The sequence below is a fragment of the Leucobacter sp. NPDC015123 genome, from assembly GCF_043080205.1.
GTDB classification, from domain to species: Bacteria; Actinomycetota; Actinomycetes; order Actinomycetales; family Microbacteriaceae; genus Leucobacter; species Leucobacter aridicollis_A.
The window spans coordinates 364880-388057 of record NZ_JBIBVH010000003.1; the positions used below are offsets into that span (position 1 = coordinate 364880).

Consider the following 23178-nt stretch of genomic DNA (forward strand, 5'->3'; position numbering starts at 1 on the left):
CTCCAAGGTTGTGGTGTGCAAAAGGGGTGCGGGGAGGGCGGCGGCGCGGCCACTGCCCTCCCCCGTCGGGCTACCTACTGCTTGAGCCAGACGTTTGCCCAGTCACCGTTCTGCGCGAGCGCGTAGATCTCGAAGTTCTGGACGCGATCGGAGTGGTAGTTTGCCTTCTTGCGGGCAACGATCGATACGATTGGCGACTCCTCCATCACGGTCTTGTCGACCTCGTGCCAGAGCTTGCCGGCTTCCTCCGGTGTCGCAGCAGCGAGCGCCTGAGCGGCAAGTTCGTTTGCCTTGTCGCTGTTGAAGTCGACGTAGTTGTAGGCCTGCGGAGTGCCGTCAAACGAGAACTGCGGCTGGAATACCGAGCGCGCCGCGCCCCCGACCCAGTCGGGCGACCATCCGACGAGGGCGACATCCCACTTGCCACCCGACGCGTTCTCGCGGTTCGTCATGAAGTTCGCGTAGTAATCAGTCGGAGGAACCGGGAAGAGCTCAACAGTGATTCCGGCGGCCTCAAGGCTTGCCTGCACGGTCTGCGCGATGTCTGGCTGGGTGCCAACGTTGCGGTAGGGGAACTTCAGGGTCAGGTTCTCGACCCCCGCTTCCTTGAGCAGCGCCTTTGCCTTCTCGGGGTCTGCCTTACCGCTCTTGTCACCGTAGAGGCTGAAATCCTCGTAGCCGTTGATGCCGGGCCCGAAGATCCCGTTTGTCACTGACGCGATGTCCTCGCCGCCCATGACCTGCACGACAGCTGGCTTGTCGATCGCGTACTGAATCGCCTGGCGTACCTCGAGCTTCTGCAGCGCACCACCGTTGTTGTCTGACGCGGTGTTGAACCACATGAACTGGTCGACGCCGCCGTTCTCCATCGTCGTGAACTTCTCGTCGTTCGCGGCGGTGAGCTGCTGAATGTTCGCCGGGCTCGGGCTGAGATCGAAGAGCATATCTGCCGAACCTGCCTGGAGCTGCTGCATTGCCGCGTCGCCTTCGACGCCCATTGTCATCTCGATCGAGTCAACGTATGCCTTGCGGAGCGGGTCGCTGTCGGCGCTCCACGACTCGTTGCGCACGAACTCCCACTTCACGTCGGGCGTGTACGACCCGACGGTGTAGGGACCCGATGCGATGAAGTTCTCGCGGTACTCGGGCGAGTCGGGGAGGTAGTCGAGCACCTCGATAGGTGCAGGGTTCGCGGTCGGCAGGCTCAGCATCGACGTGAAGTCAGAGGCTGGCTCAACGAGCGTGAAGACGACAGTCTTGTCGTCTGGGGTCACAATGCCAGAAATGTCGTTGGACTCGATGTATTCCTTCATCGCGGCGGGCTCTGCCGCGACTCCAGCGAAGCCCTCGCAGTACTCAGCCATTCCGTCGATGAGGTTAATGAAGTACCCGCCGAGCGCCGCACCGATGTGCGGGTTACAAATGCGCTCGATCCCCCGGGCGACGTCGCCCGCGACGATCGGGCGCGCACCGTCAGGCGCGTCCCACGTCACACCGTCGCGGAGCGTGATCTCGTAGGTGAGCCCGTCCTCAGACGCGGTGGGAACCTCTGTCGCAAGGTCACCCGTGAGCTCGATGCGCTCATCAACGTCGTTCGATGAGACGTAGCTCAGCAGCGACCGCGAGATCGAGCGCACAACGCTGTTCACCGGCACGTATGCGGTGAGCTGGGGGTCGAGCCTGTCGACGTCACCGTTTGACAGCACCTTGAGTGTGCCGCCGGTCTGGGCTTCGCCGTCGCCTGCGCCGCCGTCGCCTGCGCCGCCGCTCGCGCACCCGCTGAGCACAAGCATCGCGGCCGCGCCGAGCGCGACACCTGAGAGTATCTTTTTCCGAGCCATAAGAGTCACCTTTGAATCGCTGAGAGGCTAACGTTGCGCCCGACGGACGCAATGGATGCGAATCGCATCCCGAGTAACATTGTACATGTCATCGTGTGCATGTCACACTTGGGAGGAGCGCCGATTCGGAAATGACGTAATCACGACAGCACTCTCAGCGATTGCAGCCCGGTGGCGGAAACGCGTCAGCTGCGCGTTCGCGGTGCGGCAAGATGCCGCTGCGGGCGCAGCAAGGCAGTAGTCAGCGCTCAAGCACACAGCTGGCGCACCTGGCTAGCGGTCGAGCCACCACCCGAGCAGGAAAGGGTAAGTGAACATGAACACGACGCCCGTGCCGATCAACACAGCTGTCCAGACCCCCGAGCGCCTCCGGAGCCGCCGCCCCTGCGGAGCAACCTGCATTCGCGGCCTCGGCGCCCGAGGGTCTGAGTACGTCACAGCCTGGTGTCCGAGCTCGGCCCCGATTAGCTCGGCAAAGTACAGAAGCGCCGTCGTCTCTCTTCTGTCCGAGCGGGCGCGGAGGCGCGTCGACGCAAGCTGCAGGGTGTCGTCGATGACCTCGATGTCCCAGCGCCGACCGTGGTCTATAAGGCACGCCATCACGTCGGGGGTGAGCAGCTCGAGCGCGTCGCGCTCGTAGCCCTCCGGCACGTAGGCTGTGAAGTACCTGTCAAAGTCGCCCTCGAGGGAGAGCCGCTGAGACCCAGGCAGGAGCGAACGCAGGCTCCCGTTGCCACGCGCGTCGATGACGAGGTGAGGGAGCGCGCGAGGCAACCGCATCGACAGGTAGCGAAAGCCATGACGCGGGCCTTTGGGGTCGCTCTTGTCGCCCTGAAACGAGGCCTTCCCAAGCTGTAGCTTCGGTTCGAGCCCGTTGCGCCCCGACCAGAGCACGAACTCGGTGCGGAACAGCGGTTTTGGCGGTGTCGCCCCGACAGGCGGCCGAACCCTGGCCGGATCCCTCCGGCCCGGGAGGCGCTCGGCGAAGAAGATACCGAGCGTCGGTGACGCGAACCCGAAACGCGAATAGGTCAGCCCGACACCCGCCGCAAAGTCCGAGAACGCGATTCCGCGCTTCGTGTCGAGCGGCATCGAGATCATGATCCAGCCGAACAGCCAGAGCAGGATCGCGATGAAGAAGCACACGACCGTCGACAGCGGGCGCACCCACTCGATCCAGCTCGGCAACTCGATCGGCGCGGGCCACTCAAGGTTCAGCGCGGACCAGAGCAGCGTGACCGGCACCGCGAGCACGACGAGGCCCGCGCCCTGCGCGGCCTGCCGGAAGACGCGCGGATCCTCCTCACGCACGCGCGCCCAGGAGACACGGCCCGGCCACAACGACTCGAGCTTCGCGAGTCGCCCGCCTGGGGCGACCGCGCCAGGGCGCTCCGTCACCTAGCGGAGCCCACCGCCGAGCATCTGCTGCAGCTTCTCCATCTCTTCGGGGCTCGGCGCCTTCGCGGCGCCACCCTTTCCGAGACCGAAGCCGGAGCCGCCCTGCGGTGCGGGAGCCTCGGCCGGCGTGAGCGCACGCTTCGCCGGGTTGCCCGAACGCTTCGCACCCTTGCCCTTCTGCTGCTGCTTCTTCTTGCCGCCGTGCCCGCCCATGCCTGGGATCGGCCCCATGCCGGGGATCTGCGGCATGCCGCCGCGGGCGACGGTCTTCATCATCTTCGCGGCCTGCTCGAAGCGCTGCACAAGCGAGTTCACGTCGGTGACAGTCATGCCGGAGCCCTTGGCAATACGGAGTCTGCGTGAGCCGTTCAAGATCTTCGGGTTCTGGCGCTCCTCCATCGTCATCGACTGGATGATCGCCTCGGTGCGGACAATCTCGCGCTCATCGAAGTTATCGAGCTGATCCTTCATCTTGCCCATGCCAGGAAGCATGCCCATCATCTTCTTGATGGAGCCCGCGCCGCGCAGCTGCTGCATCTGGCCGAGGAAGTCATCGAGAGTGAACGCATCCTTCGCAATCTTCTCGGCGACCTTCTTCGCCTCGTCCTCGTCGAACGCTGTCTGCGCCTGCTCGATGAGGGTGAGGATGTCGCCGAGGTCGAGAATGCGGCTCGCCATGCGGTCTGGGCGGAACGGCTCGAAGTCGTCGAGGCCCTCGCCTGTCGACGCGAACAGGATCGGGCGGCCGGTCACGCCACGGATCGACAGCGCAGCGCCACCGCGCTGGTCGCCGTCGAGCTTCGTGAGCACGACGCCAGTGAAGTCGACGCCCTCTTGGAAGGCCTGCGCGGTCGCGACCGCGTCCTGACCGATGAGAGAGTCGATGACGAAGAGCACCTCGTCAGGATCAATCGCCTTGCGGATGTCGCGCGCCTGCTTCATGAGCTCGGCGTCGACGCCGAGCCGACCGGCGGTATCGACGATGACGAAGTCGTGCTGCGCGCGCTTCGCCTCGGCGACGCCGTTCTTCGCGACCTTCACGGGGTCGCCGACGCCGTTGCCCGGCTCCGGTGCGAAGATCGCGACTCCGGCCTGCTCGGCGACGACGCCGAGCTGCGTGACCGCGTTCGGACGCTGCAGGTCACACGCGACGAGCAGCGGCGTGTGGCCCTGAGTCTTCAACCACTTCGCGAGCTTGCCAGCGAGCGTCGTCTTTCCAGCGCCCTGGAGGCCAGCGAGCATAATGACCGTAGGTGGGTTCTTCGCGAACTGCAGCCGGCGCTGGTCGCCTCCGAGCACCTCGACGAGCTCCTCGTTGACGATCTGCACGACCTGCTGCGCCGGGTTCAGCGCGCGGTTCACTTCGTCACCGAGGGCGCGTTCGCGCACCTTGCCAGTGAAGTCCTTCACCACATCGAGCGAGACGTCTGCCTCAAGGAGCGCGCGACGGATCTCGCGGACGGTGCCGTCAACGTCTGCCGCAGAGAGCTTGCCCTTCGACCGGAGGTTCTTGAAGGTGTCGGTAAGCCGCGAGGAGAGGGTGCCGAAAGTAGCCATAGTGCGATCAGTCTACCGCGCCGCGACAGTCACGGCGCCCTCCCCCGCGCCGGTTTACTTGTATTCGTAGAAGCCGCGCCCCGAGCCCTTGCCGAGGTAGCCCTTGTCGATGTAGTCCCGCTTGATGATCTCGGCGAATTCGCGCTTGATCGGGTCGTCGCTGTTGGCATTGAGGTAGTACGGCGTCATCATGCCGACAACGTCGAAGATCTGGAAGGGACCAGATGGCGCCCCAGTCGCGATCCGCCACGTGTTGTCGATATCTTCTGGGGTCGCGATGCCCTTCACGAAGAGCTGGGCCGCGGCGTCAAGCAGCGGCACGAGCAGCGAGTTCAGCACGTAACCGGGCTGCTCCTTGTGGATGCGCACCGGGACCATGCCGATCTCGGCCGCGAACTTCGCGACCGCCTCGAACGCTTCGGGGTCTGTGCCCTCATGCCCCATGACCTCACCGACGTTGAACTTCCAGACCTCGTTTGCGAAGTGCAGAGCAAGAAACTTCTCGGGGCGCCCGGTAAATGGGGCGATGTCACTCGGCAAAAGCGTCGATGAGTTCGTTGCAAAGATCGTGTGCGCAGGCGCGACGGCGGCGACACTCTCCCAGGTCTGCTGCTTGATGTCGAGACGCTCGGGTACCGCCTCGATGACAATATCGGCGTCCTTCATCGCATCGGCGAGATCAGCCGTCGCGCGAATGCGGGAGACTGCAGCATCGAGCTTCTCGTCAGTCGCGTCGGCGATGTCCCGGCGGTAAGCGTCCTTCAGGTACTCCCACCGCGCCGGAAGCTTCGCGAGAATCTCATCGTTGATGTCGTACGCGACGACGTCCTTGCCCATATACGCAGACTGGAAGATGATCTGCGAACCGAGGACTCCCGTGCCGAGGACGGTGAGATGTTGCATGACAATAGCCTTTCTCGAGAGGCGCCCCGCACGTTCGGGGCGCATTCCGGTCCGGCGGCCGCATGAATTGGCCGGCCGTCAGGCCTTATTCATAAGCGTAACAAAGCCCGAGCACCAGCTGGCGAGGTTTCGCTCGGAGCAGACCGCGCCGCGAACGGCAGCGTCGTTACGGCACGAGCTGCGCCGCGAACACGTGCGGCGTGAAGCCAGTCAGATCCCCGATGCCCTCGCCTTGACCGACGAGCTTGATCGGGAGCTTCGTGTGCTCCTGCACCGCAAGCACAAAGCCACCCTTCGCCGAACCGTCGAGCTTTGTCAGCACGAGGCCAGTGACTCCGGCATGCTCAATGAAGGCCTGTGCCTGCGCCAGCCCATTCTGACCAGTCGTCGCGTCGAGCACAAGCAACACCTCGGACACTGGAGCAAGCTTTTCGATGACCCGGCGAATCTTGCCGAGCTCATCCATGAGTCCGCCCTTGGTCTGCAGCCTTCCGGCGGTGTCGATGATCGCGATATCGAGACCCTCGTCGATCGCGCGCTGCACAGTCTGGAACGCAACCGACGCCGGATCCTGACCCTGCTGCTGCGGCTTCACGATCGCAACGCCCGCGCGCTCCGCCCAGGTCGCGAGCTGCTCGACAGCCGCCGCGCGGAACGTATCAGCGGCACCAACGATGATCTTCTTGTCGAACCGGGTGAGGTAGTTCGAGAGCTTTCCGATCGTCGTCGTCTTGCCGACGCCATTCACGCCAACGACGAGGATCACCGCTGGGCGCTCAGTGAGCTTCAGCGTCGGGTCGAACGCGGCGAGCCGCTCCTCGAGCACCTCGCGCAGGATCCGCTTGAGCTCCTTGACCTCGTTCACACGGTGACGCTCGACCGAGTCGCGCACCTCGTCAAGGATCGAGTCCGCAATCTCCGGCCCAAAATCAGCCGTGAGAAGCGCAGTCTCGATGTCGTCCCAGGTGTCATCGGTGATCGTCTCCGACCCGCCACCGAACACATTCCGAAACGCGCGCGAGAACGACCATGCCTTTTCTGCCATACCTCAAGACTAGCGACAAGAAGTCGCTCAGTTCGCGGTCGCCCCATGTTGCGTATCGGCAACGATGGAAGCGCAACGCCGAGAAACTCGCTCTGGACCCTCCCCACCCTTGTATATTCAGGGAGACAGCAACGATGCTTGAATGAACGCGCAGGTGGCAACGCGCGGACCAATGGAGGTCAAGTGAACCACGGAATTATTCGCAAGGGCAGGCTCCTGCGTGCCCCAGCAATCGCTCTTCTCGCCCTCATCCTGGGCTGTGTTGGACTCTCTCTGCAGGCGCTACCCGCGCACGCAGCGACGTGTGTCCCCGACTCGACGACCGGCTGCGTGCAGGGAATCGTGAAGACAAGCGCCGGAGATCCGGCAAGCGGTGTCGGGCTCACACTCACTGGCATGGGAGCGAACGAGGAAACCCAGACCGACGAGAACGGCCGCTGGTCGTTCCCAATCACCGAGGAAGGCACCTACACTGTCGCGCTCGACACCGCGACACTGCCGGACGGCCAGTTCCCGCGAGCGGCAGACACCCGAAAGGTCGAAGTCGCACTCTTCGAATCAGCGAGCGCGCTCTTCCCTCTCACTGATGACCCAGATGCCGCGGCCACGCCTGCCGCGCCCGCCCCGCCGGAGGCTGGCGAGGAAACCGGATCAGGATCGGGAGAGGAAACGCCAGGCGACGAGGCGAACGCCCCAACCAAGCCAAGCGCCACAAACTCATTCTCGTGGCCGCGCTTCTGGCAGCAGGCCGCCTCCGGCCTCCGAATGGGACTACTGCTCGCGCTCGGAGCAGTCGGGCTCTCGCTCGTGTTCGGCACGACCGGGCTCTCAAACTTTGCGCACGCTGAGATGCTCTCGATGGGCGGCATCCTTGCCTTCCTCGCGATGCAGCTCACCGGCAACATCTGGCTCTCGGGCGCCCTCGTGGTGATCGTGATGGCCGCGTTCGGCTGGATGCAGGACGCGGTGCTCTGGAAACCCCTGCGAAAACGCAGACTGAGCCTCACTCAGATGATGATCGTCTCGATCGGCTTCTCGATCGTGCTGCAGAACATCTTCCAGTTCTTCTTCGGCGCGAACATCCTGCGGATCGACCCGTCAACGCCGAAAACCGTGACACTGGCCGGCATCACGCTCACCGTGCAGTCCTACGTCGCCATGGGAATCGCGCTTGTCGCGATCATCGCCGTCGCGCTCGTCATGAAGTACACGCGCTTCGGTCGCGCGACCCGTGCCGTGGCCGACAATCGGCCACTCGCTGAGGCCTCGGGCATCGATGTGGATCGCGTGATCCGCTCCGTCTGGACCGTCGGCGTCGCCCTCGCGGGCCTCTCGGGCGTGCTGCTCGGCCTCGTGCTCAACGGCATCGCGTGGAACACCGGATGGCACTACCTGCTGCTCCTGTTTGCCGCGGTTATCCTCGGCGGCATCGGCACGACCTTTGGTGCCATCGTCGGCGCACTCATTATCGGCCTCGTCATCGAGATGGCGAACATCTGGCTGCCCGGCGACCTCAAGCACGCCGCCGCGCTACTCATCCTCATCGTGGTGCTGCTTGTGAGACCGCAGGGCCTCTTCGGGCGCAAGGAACGGATCGGATAACCTCATGGAATTTTGGACCGGACTCCTGCAGGCAATGCTGCAGACTGCGCTCTCCCCCGTCACCGCGGCGTTCGTTATCGCCGCGATCGGGTTGAACATCCACTTCGGATTCACCGGGCTCATGAACATCGGGCAAGCGGGCTTCATGCTCGTCGGCGGATACGGCTTCGTGATCTCGGTCATGAACGGGGTGGGACTGTTCCCAGCGATCCTGATCTCGATGGCGGCCTCGGCGCTGTTCGCGTTGCTGCTCGGCATCCCGACTGTGAAACTCCGGGGGGACTACCTCGCGATCGTGACGATTGGCGCGGCGGAGATCCTCCGCATGACCGCGCGGCTTGCGAATATCAGTCACATTACGGGCGGCCCGAGCGGCATCCAGAGCACGCGGTTCCGCGAGCAGTTCAACGCGCTCTCCCCACTGCCCGAGGGGCGCACCTCGTTCCTCGGCCTGAACTACTTCAACACCGGCGTGGACGACTGGTGGTCCCGCATCGTCGCGTGGGCGCTCGTCGCTCTCTTCCTGCTCATTACGTGGCTGCTCATCCGCAGCCCGTGGGGGCGAGTCCTCAAGGGAATTCGAGAAGATGAAGACGCGGTGCGAAGCCTCGGCAAGAGCCCCTTCTCATACAAGCTGCAGGCGCTCATGATCGGCGGCGTCATGGGCGGCTTCGGTGGCATCGTGATGTCGCTGCCCGCAACCATCAACCCTGACGGGATGTCGCGCGCGACCACGTTCAACCTGTGGATGATCCTGCTGCTCGGCGGCGCCGCGACGATCCTCGGACCGCTCCTCGGCGCGATCCTCTTCTTCGTCGTGCGCCTCGTCATCACGAGCGTCGCCTCGGAATTCGTGCCGGCGAGCGTGCTCAACGCGCAGCAGGCCGAGATCCTGGCATGGATCCTCATCGGGTTCATGCTCATGCTGCTCGTGATATTCAGACCGCAAGGCATACTCGGAAACAAGAAGGAGTTGGCCTTCAATGACTAGTTACCCATACGACCGCGCGGAACTCCGCGCGAGCCTGGCCCAGATCGAACAGCGGCCCGGGGCGCCGAAGCCGGACCCGATCCTCGTGGCCGACAACGTCGTCCGACGGTTCGGCGGAATGACAGCCGTTGACGTCGACCACGTCGAGGTGCAGCGTGGCGCGATCACCGCGCTCATCGGGCCCAACGGAGCGGGCAAGACCACCTTCTTCAACCTCCTCACAGGGTTCGACAAGCCGACACCGGCGACTGGCCGCGACAAGGCCAGCTGGTCTTTCAACGGCAAGTCGTTCACCACGACGAGCGCGACGAAGGTGGCGCGATCCGGGATGATCCGGACGTTCCAGCTCACCAAGGCGCTCACCAGGATGACTGTGCTCGAAAACATGCTTATCGGGGCGGCGAACCAGCCCGGCGAGAATCTGTTCGTCGGGCTCGTGAAGCCGCTCTGGGCGAAGCGCGAACGCGAGAACGTTGAGCGTGCGGAGGAGCTCCTCAAGCGGTTCAAGCTCGACGCGAAGCGCAACGATATGGCAGGCGGGCTGTCCGGCGGCCAGAAGAAGCTCCTGGAGATGGCGCGCGCGCTGATGTCGAATCCCTCGATGATCATGCTCGATGAGCCGATGGCTGGTGTGAATCCCGCGCTGACCCAGAGCCTGCTCGAGCACATTGAGCAGCTCCGTGACGATGGCACCACCGTACTGTTCGTCGAGCACGACATGCACATGGTCCGGCACATTTCCGACTGGGTTGTGGTGATGGCCCAGGGCAGGATCATTGCGGAGGGACTACCGGAAGACGTCATGACAAGCCCAGCCGTGATAGACGCGTACCTTGGCGCGCACCACGACCAGGATCTCGGCGACGTCATCAACACGCAAATGATGCGCGCCATCGAGGACGAGATCAAGGAGGAAGCGCGATGACTGACGCACTCGCTACACCCGAGCCACCCACGGCAAACGCACACACCGGCGGCGTGAGCGTTCCATCGGAAGAGCTCGTCCTCGAGGCGACCAACCTCGTCGCGGGCTACCTCCCGGGCATCAACATCCTCAACGGCTGCAATATCTCCGCTCACAAGGGCGAACTCGTCGGGATCATTGGGCCCAACGGATCGGGCAAGTCAACGCTGTTGAAGTCGCTGTTCGGGCTCGTTGACATCCGTGACGGGTCCGTGGCATTGAACGGTGAGGATGTCACCAAGTCCAAGACAACGGAACTCGTGCGCAAGGGGGTCGGCTTCGTCCCGCAAACCAACAACGTGTTCCAGACGCTGTCGATCGAGGAGAACCTACAGATGGGCCTCTTCCTGAACCCGAAGCGGTTCGCGAGTCGCGTGGCCGAGATCTGGGACCTGTTTCCGATGCTCGCCGACCGGCGAAAGCAGCTCGCCGGCTCACTATCTGGCGGCGAACGCCAGTCCGTCGCGATGGCGCGGGCACTCATGACCGAGCCCAGCGTGCTGTTGCTGGATGAGCCCAGCGCGGGGCTCTCCCCCGTCCGACAGGATGAGACCTTCATTCGGACGCGGCAGATCAATCAGACCGGCGTGACGATTGTGATGGTCGAGCAGAATGCTCGCCGGTGCCTGCAGATTTGCGACCGCGCGTACGTGCTGGATCAGGGAACGAACGCGCACCAGGGCACGGGTCGCGAACTCGCGAATGATCCGAAGGTGATCGAGTTGTATCTCGGCACACTCGCCACCGACGTCGACGCCAAGCGCGCGGAGACGGGTGCGATTCCGGTCAGCGGTGTCGATGGGGATCGGTAGTCGACGCCCCTCATCCAGAAGTGGTCCGGAACGGCGCCGAGGTTTGGATGGCCGCGCGTGCACGCGGTCGTCCAAACCCAGGCAGACACCGCACGCACGAGGTTTTAGGCTCAGAACGGGCCGGGCTCCTCCTCGCGTACTGTTCGAAACCGGACCCGGCTCGGCGGGCGCTCGATGTGTTCGGCCCCCGTCGGGCTGACCCATTTCAATACGCCACCCGGCTGCTGATCCACTTTCCAAGCTGAGTTGTGTTTCAGCGTGTGGTGCCCCCTACAGAGGTGCGCGAGGTTGTCCGTGCGAGTCTCGCCGCCACTGACCGCCGCCTTGGTGTGGTCGAGGTCACACCTACTCGCGCGAATCCTGCACCCAGGGGCGCGACAGTGTACGTCGCGGGCGGCGAGCAGGCGGCGTATCTCTGCGCTCGGGCGGTAGCGTTCGACGCTGAGCACTGCGCCATCAGGATCGACGGACACCGCGTCCCAAACGCGTTCTCCCCCGGCGAGTTCTCGGGCAGCGGTGGTCCCGATCGGGCCATATCCCACGAGCTCGGGAATCCCATCCGTGCGTCCGGCTTCTCCGTGTTCACCGAGGGTGTGTGCTGGGATGATCACCTGGATATGCGCGCTCACTCCGATCCCGAGTGCGGGGCGGAGTTCGCCCGCAGCGCCGCATGCCGGGCATCCGGTTGGCTCGTCACCGTCAGCGGGGTCGGAGGTGGCGCCAGCATCGGTTATGCCGCGCAAGAGTAGGTCGGCCATCACGTCAGCTTCCACCTGTGGCCGCTTGCGCGGTCGGGGGTCTTGCGCCTTCTCAGGGACAGCTGGACCACTCTTCGTTTCCAACAGCACCACGGACTTCGCGATCTGACGGATCCGATCCCGAATGCCATACGCCACCGCTGCAGGAAGATACGCGCGGAGTTCGGCCATGCCGTCGGGGAGGTTCGAAACGCACACGGATCGCCGAGCGGCGGCCTCTTCGTTGCGCGAGTCTTCGTTGAGTTCGGAGAATTCGAGCGCCAGTCGGCGCGCGATCGGACGAAGTCTGTTGGACGGCTCGATCCGCGCGTGCTCGAGCACCGCCGTCTCGTATCGAGATCGCTTGCTCGCAAGCGCGCCGCTTGACTCGAGGCCGAACGGCGCCCCTTCTTCAACTACGACTCGCAGGTTGGTCGAGTTGATCTCCCCGGCGAGGAGTGCATCAACGGTGGCACGATACAGTCCTCCCGCCTGGTGTGCGATGTTGAGCAGCCTTGCGGCCGCGTATTCGCTGAGTTTGTAGCGTGCGGAGACTTCAAGGCGCAGAGACCGGAAGGCGAACTCGAGATCGCGAGTAGGCGGGCCTGCGGGCGGTCCGCAGGTTCGCTCCATGAGGCGCCCGAGGGCGAGCAGCTGTAACCCTTCCGCGCGCCGAGCGGAATCCATAGCAGAGTCGATCGCTTGGAAGTCGCGGCGGTCTTGCGAGAGCGACACGCGCCGCTGCAGTTCGTAGCCGGGCGTGACAAATGCATCGTCGTCGCGGCTGGCGGACGGTTCAGGGGTACGGTCAGGCTCGTCGGCGGCTGGTGAGAAGTCGTTCATGGGACCAATGGCACAGCATCGCTCTGAGGCGGGAGCGGGTTCTCCACAGCTCAGCGAGGATCGCCTCGCAGGCGTCGTTCCTGTCCCGCTGTGTGCGAAGCAACGTCTCGTACCCGTACAAACGAACGGTGGCCCCAACCCGAAATGGGTTGGGGCCACCGGAGCCTGAACGAGGGTGAATTAGCCCTCGATCTCACCCACGGCGTTCGGCTTGTTCGCCTCGTCGTACCGGTAGATACCGATCAGTGCCGAGGACGGCTCGTTCTTGTCAGTGAGCGGCCCACCACCTGCGCGACCCTCATAGTGGATGTCCTTGTCATCCTCGAGCAGCGCAAGGCAGTCCTTGTAGGTGCTGCACTTCTCGCCACCGTCTGCACCCGAAACCGCCTGCAGGTTGTCACGGATCGCCGCTGGATCCGTGCTGCCAGCCTTCTGCGCGGCCAGTGCGACGAGCATGACCGCGTCGTACGACTCCGGAGCGAAGTTCGTACTCTGGGTCGCGGTCTCATCGGCTGCGACAAGCGCGTCGAGGAAGTCGCCTTCTGAAGCGCGGCCCGGCGTCGTGCCCTGGGCACCCTTCAGGAGGCCAGCGTCGAACTCCTCATATGGAACCGTGTTGCCGTCAACAAGGTACAGCTTGGACAGGTCGAACCCCTGAGCTGCAAGCTCGGGGATGATCTGCTTCGCCTCTTCGTAGCTCACGATCGCGATCGCGTCAGGCTTCTTTGACAGTGCTGCGGTCACCTCGGAGGTGAAGGTGGTCTGCCCCTCCGGGAACTCCTCGCCCGACCCCTTCGCGCCATACACAAGCTCTGCGCCGGCCTCTTCCAGGGTCTCCTGGAAGTTGTCGCGGAGCCCGATGCCATAGTCGTTGTTCTGCGCGAGCATCGCCACAGTCGAATGGCCGTCCTGAAGCACGAGGTTTCCGAGTGCGCGCCCCTGGATAATGTCGGATGCAATCGTGCGGAAGTACAGCGGGTTGATCCCCGACATCCCGATACCAGTGTTCGAGGGAGACCCCATCAGGATGCCAGCCTCCGTGAGCCTCGGCATCGCGGCGTTGGAGTTGCCAGTGCCCATCGCGCCAAGCACGAATGACGGGTTCGCCTTGATGATCTCGTCGACACTCTTGTTGATGATCGTCGGGTCGGACGCGTCGTGCTCGTTACCTTCGACGACGAGCTCGACGTCTGAGCCGAGAACGCCGCCCGCAGCGTTGATGTCTTCCATCGCGAGCTTCACTGCTGCGCGAGGGCCGAAGATGAGGTGCGCGAGCGTTCCCGTCTGAGGAAGCAGTGTGCCAATCTTCAGTGCACCCGAGTCCCCCGAGGGTGTCGATGTTGTGTCGTCAGCAGGCTTTTCGCTGCTTGATGTGCAGCCTGACAGCGCGAGGGCCGCACCGGCAAACAGCGCAATCGCGGCTGCAGTTTTCTTGGAGTAAACCTTCATTGGCTACGCCTTTCCATACGGTTTGGTACGCCCCACCATTGGAGCGGTACGTTCGTAGCGTATCGCCGGGAGGAAGCGCTGTGTTGTTCTCCAGCCCTGCCGAGACAATTTTGTTAGATTCAATCAATCGCCGACGGGTTCGGGTCGCAAAAGTATCGGATTCCGACTCGCCTCGCGACGCTCAGCGTGATCAGGATTCAGCACCGAGCCGCTGTCCAACGACAGCGGAGATCCCGTCTCGGCGCATCGATACGCCATACAGAGCGTCGGCGATTTCCATTGTGCGCTTCTGGTGCGTGATGACGATGAGTTGCGACGTCTCGCGCAGCCGTTCGAAGACCTGCAGCAGGCGGCCAAGGTTCGCGTCGTCGAGCGCTGCCTCAACCTCGTCCATGATGTAGAACGGGCTCGGCCGCGCCTGGAAGATCGCAACGAGAAGGGCAACGGCAGCAAGGGAGCGCTCGCCACCCGACAAGAGAGACAGCCGTTCGACTTTCTTGCCCGCGGGCCGCACCGCGATGTCGATGCCCGTCGTGAGCAGTTCGTCAGGGTTCGTGAGGGAGATCTCCCCGGAACCACCGGGAAACAGGATCGGAAACACCTCGGAAAACGCGGCGCGCGTGTCCTCGAAGGCAGCAGCGAAGATCCCCTGCATGTGCTCGTCGAGCTCTTCGATGATTTGGCGTAGATCCGCGCGCGTCTTTGTCAGATCGGAGAGCTGGTCGACGAGAAACTTATGCCGTTGCTCGAGCGCCGCGAACTCCTCGAGCGCGAGCGGATTGATTCGGCCGAGCTCGCTCAGGCGTCGCTCTGCCTTCGCGAGACGTCGCTCCTGCTCGGCGCGAACGAACGGGACCGTCCGCTCTGCGCGCGCTGTCGTGTGCGCCGCGTCGTGCGCAGGGACGACGTCGTTGCCGAGTTCCCCCGCTCCACCGGTGCTGTCGGAGGGGCTCTGTTCCTCGCGCACGCCAGCGTCCGCGCCCGCAAGCCCGAGTTCGGCCGCGAGCTGTTCCTCGAGCGAGAGTTCGCTTGTCGGTGGAGCGGCGTCGGCCGATATCTCGGAGCTCGGCGATGCGCCGACCGGGGCGTTGCCTTCGCCAGCCACTGGGATCCCGACCTGCGGGCCGTACTCAGCAACGAGCACATCCTCAACGAGCCCGAGTTCGTTCCCTGCCCGCTCAAGCAAGGACGAAAGCTGCAGTTTGCGTTCGTAACTCTTCAGCTCGGCCCCGTGGACAAGCTCGGTAATCGACTGCAGTTTGCCGCGGGCTTCTGACTCCTCGGAACGCAGCAGGGTGAGCTCCTGGCTGTTCCGGGCCCGTTCCTGCTCTGCACCCTGCTGGGCGGTGCGAGCCTCGGAGAGGGATCGATCGCACGCGTCGAGGATCCCTGGAAGCGCCTCGGCGACAAGCTCGGCGCGTGCGACCTGCCGCGAACGCAAGACGGCTCGACGTGCGGCCTCCTCAGCCGCTCGGCGCTCCGCTTCGAACTGCGCCGCGAGGGTAACGCTTCGTTCCTCTGCAGCCCGGGCGCGCTCTTTGGCGGTCTCAAACGCGAGCCGCGCTTCAATCTCGACGGAGCGAGCCTTTTCGACGTCTGCGAGAAGATCGTCGCGCTGGCTTGCGTCGAGAATCGGGCGCGGCTTCGCGGCCGCATCCTCGAACGCCCGTGTCGCCTGGACCACGAGCTCGGCTGCCTCATCTTCCGAGCCGGTCACGCCCGCGAGTGCGGTCGCTGCTCGTTCAGCTTCGGAGCGTGTCGCTTCTGCCCGCACGACGAGCTGTTGGCGCCTGCGAGCGTGCTCGGCGAGCCTGGCGTCCGCTTCGCGAAGCTCGGCGTAGGCCGCCTTACTCTCAGCTTTGAGTCGCGCGACCCGCTCCCGCTGGTCGGCGAGCGCCGCAGCCGCAGCCTCAATTTCTGCAGAGATGACTTCGAGCCGGTCCTGGGCCTCGCTGAGGTCTGCAGTGAGCTCAATCCGCGACGGCGCGAGCCCTGACCCGCCAGCCAGTGTGTGCTCGGTGAGCACATCACCGTCGGACGTCACAATCGTGAAGCCACCGCCGGGCAATAGCGACCGAAGGGCGGCGGCGCCCGCAGCGGCCTCCGCTGCGGCTCCGGCGACGAAGCTCCGACTCAGCAGACCTCGTACACCGTCGGGTGCCTCGAGAAGTACCGTCGAGATCGCAGTAAGGCCGGGCACTGCGACGGCTGGTCTCTCGACAGCGGCGGCATTCGCGATGACGGCCCGAAGGCGACCGATGTCGCGCTGCCGCGCATCGGAGACGGCACCCTGTGCGACGTCGGCGGAGTCCACGAGGAGCGCGTCGGCGAACACTCCAAGCGCCGCGCCGACCGCTGCCTCGTAGCCGTCGCGCACCTTGACGTGGTCCGCGACACGGCCCAGCACCCCGGCGGGTTGCTCGGCGAGCAGTGTGCCAGACGCGTCGCGCTGATCCAATGAGCGCGCGAGTGCTGATACGCGGGCTTCGAGGCCCGACGCCTCCTGCTCGAGCGCGTGGAGGGCGGAGCGTCGTTCGTCGACAAGCTTCTCTGCGGCGGTCTCGCGTTCTTGCGCCGCGCGGTACGCACCGTCGAGCCCGCCCTCTGGCAACTCTGCGTCGTTGGATTCGGACTCGAATGCCTCGAGTTCGGCTTGAGCATCGCCCGCTCGGGTCTCGGCCTGCGCCAACGCTTGGGTCCGTCGTTCGAGCTCAGCCGCGATGGTCTCCCGCTTCTGTTCGGCTGCCTCGAGTCGTCCGCGAAGCGCCGAAAGCTCAAGGTCGTGGCGGGAGACGAGCTCGGCCTGCGCCTGGATTTGCTCATCGATGGCGTCGAGCATCTGTTGCGCTTTCCGCGTGGCCTGCTCAGTGGCGCGCCATCGGTCCTCCTGCTCGGGGGTGCGGGCAGCGAGCTCCCGCGCCTCTTCCCGCGCCTCGTCGACTGAAGTTCGACTCGTCAGCGATACCTGCTCGGGTGATTCCGACTGGGTCGCAAGAAAGGTGAGACGCTGCTGTGCCTGCGCGTACAGGCCCCGCAGCTTAGACTGGGCGCTCTCGAGAGCGAACGTGACGCGGCGCGCGGCGTCAAGCTCGTCGCCCTGCTGCTCCTGTTCAAGCCGCTCGATGCGCAACTGTTTCTGTTCCACCTGCTCCTGCAGCACGATGCGTTCCGAGTGGCGCTCCGATTCGTCCTTCGCGAGGCTCGCGAGCTCCGTGCGTAGCCGTGTCACATCGTCGGCGAGTAGCCGGGCTTTCGCATCCCGCACCTCGGCGGCGATAGTCTGCGCCTGCCGCGCAACCTCGGCCTGCCTCCCGAGAGGTTTGAGCTGCCGCCTGATCTCGCCAGCAAGATCGTTGAGGCGAGTGAGGTTCGTCTCCATCGCGTCGAGCTTGCGCAGGGTGCGTTCCTTGCGGCGTCGATGCTTCAAGATGCCTGCCGCTTCTTCGATGAAGCCGCGGCGATCCTCCGGGGTGGCCCGGAGGACGGTGTCGAGCTGGCCCTGCCCGACGATGACGTGCATTTCGCGCCCGAGCCCCGAATCGCTCAGCAGCTCCTGGACGTCAAGCAGACGGCACGACTCGCCATTGATCGCGTACTCGCTTGAGCCGTTTCGAAAGAGGATGCGACTGATCGTCACCTCCGTGTACTCGATTGGCAGCGCGCCGTCGCTGTTGTCGATGGTGAGCCTGACTTCCGCACGCCCGAGCGGACCCCTGGTCGATGTGCCCGCGAAGATGACGTCTTCCATCTTGCCGCCACGGAGCGTCTTCGCTCCCTGCTCCCCCATCACCCAGGCAAGGGCGTCGACGACGTTCGATTTGCCGGAGCCGTTCGGCCCGACGATTGCAGTGACTCCCGGCTCGAACTGGAATGTTGTCGGCTGCGCAAACGATTTGAAGCCACGGAGGGTCAGGCTCTTCAGGTGCACGCCGTATCCTTCCGGTCGCTGTGAAACTCGCGCAGACTATTCCCAAACACTACCGGGTGGCTGGCCCTGGTTCCCATATCCCCCGCCGATGAATGGGGCTATCGCCGACACCGCTACTACGGCTGCGACTAGGAGCGTCGCCCCGAGCGTCACGAGAAAGACCCTGCCGCCGCGGGGTGTCACCGATGCGAGCGCGAGCCCGTAGCCGATACCGGCGATCAGGATCGCTGGAAGGAACATGAAGGCGGAGACGCCGATGTTGAACCACACCCCGGGAGCGCACACGTCTCCGGGCGGACAGGGCTCGGACCCGATCGCTTCGACGACCGACACGATAGCGACCAAGAGCACGGCGGCGACATAGGCCGCGCCGCCGAACAGCAGCGATTGGGTGAAGGGCACGAACTGGGTGAGCCACGGCTGCATCGCGGCGGCGACCGCAGCGAAGAACACAGGCGGGAAGAGCAGCGCAGCCAGCGCGAAACTGGGCGATGAGATCACCCAGAAGCCCTGACCAGGGCCGAGCAGGATCAGATTGGCCCCGATCCAGATCCCCCACACGCACAAGGTGTAGGCGGCAACCCGGGCGGCCCGCGAGGTATACCCCGTGGCAAGCCACGGGTGGTCGCCAACCAGCGGTGCGGGCTTGTTGCCTACCGTGCCACTTCCCTCAGGCCGCGGGACGCTGGGGTCGTCGGGCAAGGACCCGCTCAGGTTGCTGTCCATAGCGACACCATATCGACAGGGGGGCTACTTTGCCCACCGCCCACGCGTCGTGACCGACGTTCGCGCGAGAGCATACGCAATCGCCCCGAGCACGATGACTGGGACGAAAATGAGTGCGGCGAAGGCGGTTGTCTGCCAGAAGCCAGTGAGGCACGGCTCGCCCGCGAGGCAACCGACACCGGCGTCGGCCCAGGCGAGTTGCGAAAAGGCGCTTAGCAGGACCGCTGCGACGTAGGCAGCGAGTCCAAACACAAGCGCCTGCGTTGGCGCGGCGAGCCGTTCCAGCAAGCGCGCAAGCGCCACCGCGAACACAGCACAGCCGACCGGCGGAAGCGCGATGAGTGCGACCGCCCCGAGTGGGCGAGGCGCGAAGTATTCGAAGCGCCCATCAGCGAAGGCGAGGACGGACGCCAGCAGCGCGAGCAGCCAGACCGCGAGCGTTCCGAGGGCGACGCGCCAAGCTTTGCCCCACACAGAGGTCGACAGCCAGGGGTGAGTTACGTCGCGTCGGTTCACGCCGTGCCGCGCATCTCGATCAAGCGCGTTCTCGCCAGCGCGACCGGGATCGCCGCTCAGTCCCTCGGGGGCGCGGGACCAGTGGCCCCATACCTTGGAAGCCGCCGAGGTATCCGCCATCGCTCATGTCGCCACTCTAGCCACTGCTAGAGTGGCGCGCTGCTACTGAGTTGCGCTATGCAGTGCCGCGAGAGCACAATTGCCGTGTCCGAGACATGAATGCCGCCCCATTGCTACTGCCGGGCATCGCCGTCTCCCTGAGGTTCAGTGCCTACGTCGCCCGTCTGGTCGTTCCCCGCCCCCACAGCACCGGCCGCGGCTACGGCTTCACGCTTCGCGGCACGCTTTTCAAGCTTTCGCTCCCTGCGGCGCTCCACGAGCGTATACAGCACGGGTACCAGAATGAGCGTGAGCAGCGTCGATGAAACGAGTCCGCCAATAACGACGATCGCGAGCGGCCGCGAGATGAAGACTCCCCCGCCTGTGAAGCCGAGCGCCATCGGCACAAGCGCGAAAATTGTCGCGGCCGCGGTCATCAGGATCGGGCGTAGCCTGAGCCGCGTCCCGTGTTCTACGGCCTCATCGAGCGACGCACCGGCCTCTCGCAGCCTGTTAATGAGATCCATCAGCACGATCGCGTTTGTCACAACGATGCCGATGAGCATGAGGAGTCCGATGAGCGCGGGAAGCCCCAGCGGGACCCCGGTAATGAGGAGCCCGAGGATCGCGCCGGTCGCGGCGAACGGGATCGAGATCAGCAGCACGAGTGGGCCTCGGAAGCTGCGGAATGTCGCGACCATCACGAGCAGCACGAGCATGATCGCTGCGAGCATTGCAACACCGAGCTGCCCGAAAGCCTCGTCCTGCTGCTGGCTCACGCCACCGAGCTCGAAGCTCACTCCTGCTGGCAGGTCGGTTGTCGCGATTGCCTTGTCAACGGCACGGTTTGCGGCGTCGAGTTGACCGGTCTTCGGCGTCACAGAGAGCACGACCTGACGCTCTCCATCAGCTCGCGTGATCACGGGCGCGGTCAACTCTTCTTCGACTACGGCGATCTCCGACAGTTTGATCGGGGCACCGGTCACCTCGGTCGCGGCTTTCGCCTCGGCTTCGGCGGCTTGCTGGTCGACGAGGGCCTGAGCCGCGTCAGCCTGGCTTTGCCTCAGTGCCGCAATCTGCTCGTCGATCCCGGCGATCCCGCTCTTGGCGCCTTCGATCGCTCCCTGCAGGCCCGCGAGCTGTTCGGCGCGCTCCTGGGCGGCCTGCTGTTTGCCGACCTCCTTGGGGTCGAGCGGCGGGTACGGCGTGACTGGCGCTGCGGTGAGTGTGGCGAGCTGCGCGTTGAGCTCGCCGAGCTGCTGCACGAGTTCCGCGCGTTGATTGCCGGCCTCCCAGATCTGGTTGGTCAGTTCAGCGTTGGCTTCCAAGCGGGCGTCTTCGGCCTCTGCGTCGGCCTTCTTCTGGAGTGCGTCGCTCGCTGCCTTCTGCGCGATCGCTGTCTGCTGCGGAGTGACGGGGAGAAGCAAGTCGCCGAGCGTCGCCGCGGTGTGCTCCGAGCCCGGGGTGCGCAGCACGATATCTCGCTCGGCGCCGCCAAGCATCAAGCGCCCGATGGTTTCACCTGACATCGCGTCCTGGATCGCCTTCGCAACCGCCGCGCGGTCGAAACCTAGGCGGGTCGCCTGTACGTCGTCGAGCGTGACGCGCATCACCGGCTGCTCACCCTTGATGTCGCTGTACACACTCTGCACGCCCGTGGCGTCCGCGAGTTCCTTCTCGAGCATCTCGCTCGCCGCTCGTAGTGCAGCGGGATCGGAGCCACGGATCTGCAACGCGATCCCGCCACCCCCGGCATCACCGACGAAGGCGTCCTGGGTCTGGATCCGCAATTCGCCCGAGTCGTCGAGCGCGTCGAGCGCTCCCTGCACGGCATCAGTGACCTGGGCAACGTCTGCGCCGTCGCCAAGTTGCAGATCGTACGAGATCGTCGGTTCGCCCTCGGCCCCGACAGGGATCGACGTCATGACGTCACGGACGCCGTCGACCTTCGCGAGCGCCTGCTCGACTGGCTCGGCCTCGGCGACGAGATCCGTCGCTCCTTCCTTGACGACCTGCGTGAGCTGCAGGCTCTCCTGCCCCGAAGACCCTAAGAAGTCCGTCTTGAGGAACGCGGTCATTCCCAGCGTGAGCACGAGGATCAGACCAGAGCTCACGAGCGTGATCACCGGATGCCGGCGCGTCGCGGAGAGCGCGGGCATGAACGCCTTCTGAAGTCGATCGGGAGTGGTGTGGATCTCGTCGAGCTCCGACGGCACGTGGTCGGGATCGGCGTGCTCGTCGGCCACGCCGTGACCACGCTTCGGCGGCTTCTGCATGAACCAGTACGCGAGCACGGGCACGATGGTGAGCGCGACGACGAGCGACGCGACGAGGGCGATCGATACGGTGATTGCGAACGGCCGGAACAGCTGGCCAGCCATGCCGGAGACGAAGGCGATCGGCAGGAATACTGCGACGGTTGTGAGCGTCGACGCGGTAATCGCGCCAGCGACCTGGCGCACCGAGGCAACGACGCCCTCGATCGTCAGCGGTCCGGTCCCCCGTCTGCGGCTGATGTTCTCAATCACGACGATTGAGTCGTCGACGACGCGTCCGATAGCGATCGTCAGGGCGCCGAGCGTGAGGATATTCAACGTGTTGTCGCTCCACTGCAGCCCGATAAGGGTGATCAGCAGCGAGAGCGGGATTGAGACCGCGGCGATGATCGTGGAACGCCAGGAGGCCAAGAACGCGAGGATCACGAGCACGGCGAAGCCGAGACCGAGACCCCCCTCGACCGCAAGGTCGTGGATTGATTGCTCGATGAACGGGGCTTGGTCGAAGATCGTCACGAACTCAGCTTTGAGCCCGGGCGCTTGTGCATCGAGCTCAGCGGTGACGGCGTGCGAGATCTGGACGACGTTTGCTCCGCGCGCCGGCATGATCTGGAGGGTGAGCGCCGGCTTGCCGTTCACGCGTGAAATCGTGTCGGCAGGAATCGCCTCGGTTCGGACGTCGGCAAAGTCGGAGACGCGTACGACGCCGGCCTCGGCCGCAATCGGCAGCGCTGCGATCTCCTCGACGGTGCCGAGCGGGGTCCCAACCGCGATCGGGATCGATCCGGCTTCGCCATCAACCTGGCCCGCAGGCAGGGCCGCGCCGTTCGCCTGCAGCGCAGCTTGCACTGCAGCGGGCTCGACCTTCAGCTTCTTGACATCACCTGGCCTGAGATCGACGACGATCCGCTGCTCCTCGCGCCCGGAGAGCGTCGCCTTCTGCACACCGGGGAGCGCCTGCAGCGCGGGGACGACGCGCTGCTCGAGAGCATCACCAAACTCGGCCTCGTCACCGCTCGTGCCGGCGGTGAGCACCATCGCTGGCATGTCGTCGGCACCGCCCGAGAAAACCTCGGCCTCGGCGCCGCTCGGGAGGCTCGGCTTCAGCGCATCCAGCGTCGCCCGGATCGTGCGAACCGTCTCATCGGCGTCTTCGTCGAACGGCCACTCCACCATGATGTTCGCGAAGCCGCTTGAGGTATCTGAATTGACACGCGTGATGCCTGGTATCGACTTCAATGCCTGTTCGACTGGCTCGGTCACCGCTGTCACGAGCTCCTCGGGTGCGAGCCCGTCAGCCTGGACTGACACGTAGGCCATCGGCACTTTCATCGACGGCATGAGCTCTTGCTTGAGCGCCCCCATCGAGATGATGCCAAGCACGGCGACCGCGAGGGTCACGAGGCCAACTATCAGGCGGTTCTTCAGGCTGAGACGGGTGAGCGGGGTCATAGCGCCTTTCAGGCAGGGTCGGACTCACGTACCATTCCA

15 protein-coding genes are annotated in these 23178 nt (G+C 64.7%); 4 read left to right on the forward strand and 11 right to left on the reverse strand.

Annotation, left to right across the window (positions count from 1 at the left end):
• Nucleotides 1–74 precede the first annotated feature (74 nt).
• The 5 genes from ACF07D_RS08460 to ftsY all read right to left on the reverse strand — a co-directional run bounded on the left by ACF07D_RS08460 (nt 75) and on the right by ftsY (nt 6744).
• Entirely contained in the window at nt 75–1841 is a 1767-nt protein-coding gene (locus ACF07D_RS08460; RefSeq protein ID WP_391504587.1) for an ABC transporter substrate-binding protein, read from the reverse strand.
• 273 nt (nt 1842–2114) lie between these two features.
• Nucleotides 2115–3239, reverse strand: coding sequence for a hypothetical protein (locus ACF07D_RS08465; RefSeq protein WP_391504588.1), 1125 nt, complete (start codon nt 3237–3239; stop codon nt 2115–2117).
• On the reverse strand, nt 3240–4796 hold the full coding sequence (gene ffh / locus ACF07D_RS08470) for a signal recognition particle protein (protein WP_391504589.1): 1557 nt from the start codon (nt 4794–4796) through the stop codon (nt 3240–3242). It abuts the gene before it with no gap.
• A gap of 54 nt (nt 4797–4850) precedes the next feature.
• Entirely contained in the window at nt 4851–5699 is an 849-nt protein-coding gene (locus ACF07D_RS08475) for a 3-hydroxyacyl-CoA dehydrogenase (RefSeq protein WP_255807811.1), read from the reverse strand.
• A gap of 166 nt (nt 5700–5865) precedes the next feature.
• The gene (gene ftsY / locus ACF07D_RS08480; RefSeq protein ID WP_391504590.1) at nt 5866–6744 is read right to left on the reverse strand and encodes a signal recognition particle-docking protein FtsY; all 879 of its coding nucleotides are present in this window, start codon (nt 6742–6744) and stop codon (nt 5866–5868) included.
• Between the two features lie 183 nt (nt 6745–6927).
• Between ftsY and ACF07D_RS08485 the strand changes: the two genes are divergently transcribed.
• From ACF07D_RS08485 to ACF07D_RS08500, 4 genes are read left to right on the forward strand one after another with little or no spacing between them, the layout of a single operon-like run.
• The gene (locus ACF07D_RS08485; protein WP_391504591.1) at nt 6928–8346 is read left to right on the forward strand and encodes a branched-chain amino acid ABC transporter permease; all 1419 of its coding nucleotides are present in this window, start codon (nt 6928–6930) and stop codon (nt 8344–8346) included.
• Between the two features lie 4 nt (nt 8347–8350).
• Complete coding sequence (locus tag ACF07D_RS08490) at nt 8351–9337, forward strand: branched-chain amino acid ABC transporter permease (RefSeq protein WP_119283959.1); 987 nt, start codon at nt 8351–8353, stop codon at nt 9335–9337.
• Nucleotides 9330–10262 (forward strand): ABC transporter ATP-binding protein, encoded by a 933-nt coding sequence (locus tag ACF07D_RS08495; protein WP_121072321.1) that lies wholly within the window; start codon nt 9330–9332, stop codon nt 10260–10262. The genes ACF07D_RS08490 and ACF07D_RS08495 overlap by 8 nt, the downstream gene beginning before the upstream one ends.
• Nucleotides 10259–11113, forward strand: coding sequence for an ABC transporter ATP-binding protein (locus ACF07D_RS08500; protein ID WP_255807815.1), 855 nt, complete (start codon nt 10259–10261; stop codon nt 11111–11113). Before ACF07D_RS08495 ends, ACF07D_RS08500 begins: the two co-directional genes overlap by 4 nt.
• Nucleotides 11114–11223: 110 nt before the next feature.
• On the opposite strand, the gene ACF07D_RS08505 is transcribed toward ACF07D_RS08500, so the two are convergent.
• From ACF07D_RS08505 to ACF07D_RS08530, 6 genes are all read right to left on the reverse strand, one after another.
• Nucleotides 11224–12693 (reverse strand): DUF222 domain-containing protein, encoded by a 1470-nt coding sequence (locus ACF07D_RS08505; protein ID WP_391504592.1) that lies wholly within the window; start codon nt 12691–12693, stop codon nt 11224–11226.
• A 180-nt stretch (nt 12694–12873) separates the two neighbouring features.
• Nucleotides 12874–14142 carry an ABC transporter substrate-binding protein gene (locus ACF07D_RS08510; protein WP_391504593.1) on the reverse strand — a complete coding sequence of 423 codons (1269 nt, stop codon included), beginning with the start codon at nt 14140–14142 and terminating at the stop codon, nt 12874–12876.
• A gap of 190 nt (nt 14143–14332) precedes the next feature.
• Nucleotides 14333–18070: an AAA family ATPase gene (locus ACF07D_RS08515; protein WP_391504594.1), complete on the reverse strand. Its 3738-nt coding sequence runs from the start codon at nt 18068–18070 to the stop codon at nt 14333–14335.
• Between the two features lie 36 nt (nt 18071–18106).
• Nucleotides 18107–18796, reverse strand: coding sequence for a hypothetical protein (locus ACF07D_RS08520; protein ID WP_391504595.1), 690 nt, complete (start codon nt 18794–18796; stop codon nt 18107–18109).
• A 24-nt stretch (nt 18797–18820) separates the two neighbouring features.
• Nucleotides 18821–19432 (reverse strand): hypothetical protein, encoded by a 612-nt coding sequence (locus ACF07D_RS08525; RefSeq protein ID WP_391504596.1) that lies wholly within the window; start codon nt 19430–19432, stop codon nt 18821–18823.
• 113 nt (nt 19433–19545) lie between these two features.
• Complete coding sequence (locus ACF07D_RS08530) at nt 19546–23139, reverse strand: efflux RND transporter permease subunit (protein ID WP_391504597.1); 3594 nt, start codon at nt 23137–23139, stop codon at nt 19546–19548.
• Nucleotides 23140–23178: the final 39 nt, after the last annotated feature.

Excerpts from the sequence above, each read along its gene's own strand:
- ACF07D_RS08460 (WP_391504587.1), bottom strand. The coding sequence starts at position 1,841 with ATGGCTCGGAAAAAGATACTCTCAGGTGTCGCGCTCGGCGCGGCCGCG.
- ffh (WP_391504589.1), bottom strand. The coding sequence starts at position 4,796 with ATGGCTACTTTCGGCACCCTCTCCTCGCGGCTTACCGACACCTTCAAG.
- ACF07D_RS08475 (WP_255807811.1), bottom strand. The coding sequence starts at position 5,699 with ATGCAACATCTCACCGTCCTCGGCACGGGAGTCCTCGGTTCGCAGATC.
- ftsY (WP_391504590.1), bottom strand. The coding sequence starts at position 6,744 with ATGGCAGAAAAGGCATGGTCGTTCTCGCGCGCGTTTCGGAATGTGTTC.
- ACF07D_RS08490 (WP_119283959.1), top strand. The coding sequence starts at position 8,351 with ATGGAATTTTGGACCGGACTCCTGCAGGCAATGCTGCAGACTGCGCTC.
- ACF07D_RS08495 (WP_121072321.1), top strand. The coding sequence starts at position 9,330 with ATGACTAGTTACCCATACGACCGCGCGGAACTCCGCGCGAGCCTGGCC.
- ACF07D_RS08500 (WP_255807815.1), top strand. The coding sequence starts at position 10,259 with ATGACTGACGCACTCGCTACACCCGAGCCACCCACGGCAAACGCACAC.
- ACF07D_RS08505 (WP_391504592.1), bottom strand. The coding sequence starts at position 12,693 with ATGAACGACTTCTCACCAGCCGCCGACGAGCCTGACCGTACCCCTGAA.
- ACF07D_RS08510 (WP_391504593.1), bottom strand. The coding sequence starts at position 14,142 with ATGAAGGTTTACTCCAAGAAAACTGCAGCCGCGATTGCGCTGTTTGCC.
- ACF07D_RS08520 (WP_391504595.1), bottom strand. The coding sequence starts at position 18,796 with ATGGACAGCAACCTGAGCGGGTCCTTGCCCGACGACCCCAGCGTCCCG.
- ACF07D_RS08525 (WP_391504596.1), bottom strand. The coding sequence starts at position 19,432 with ATGGCGGATACCTCGGCGGCTTCCAAGGTATGGGGCCACTGGTCCCGC.
- ACF07D_RS08530 (WP_391504597.1), bottom strand. The coding sequence starts at position 23,139 with ATGACCCCGCTCACCCGTCTCAGCCTGAAGAACCGCCTGATAGTTGGC.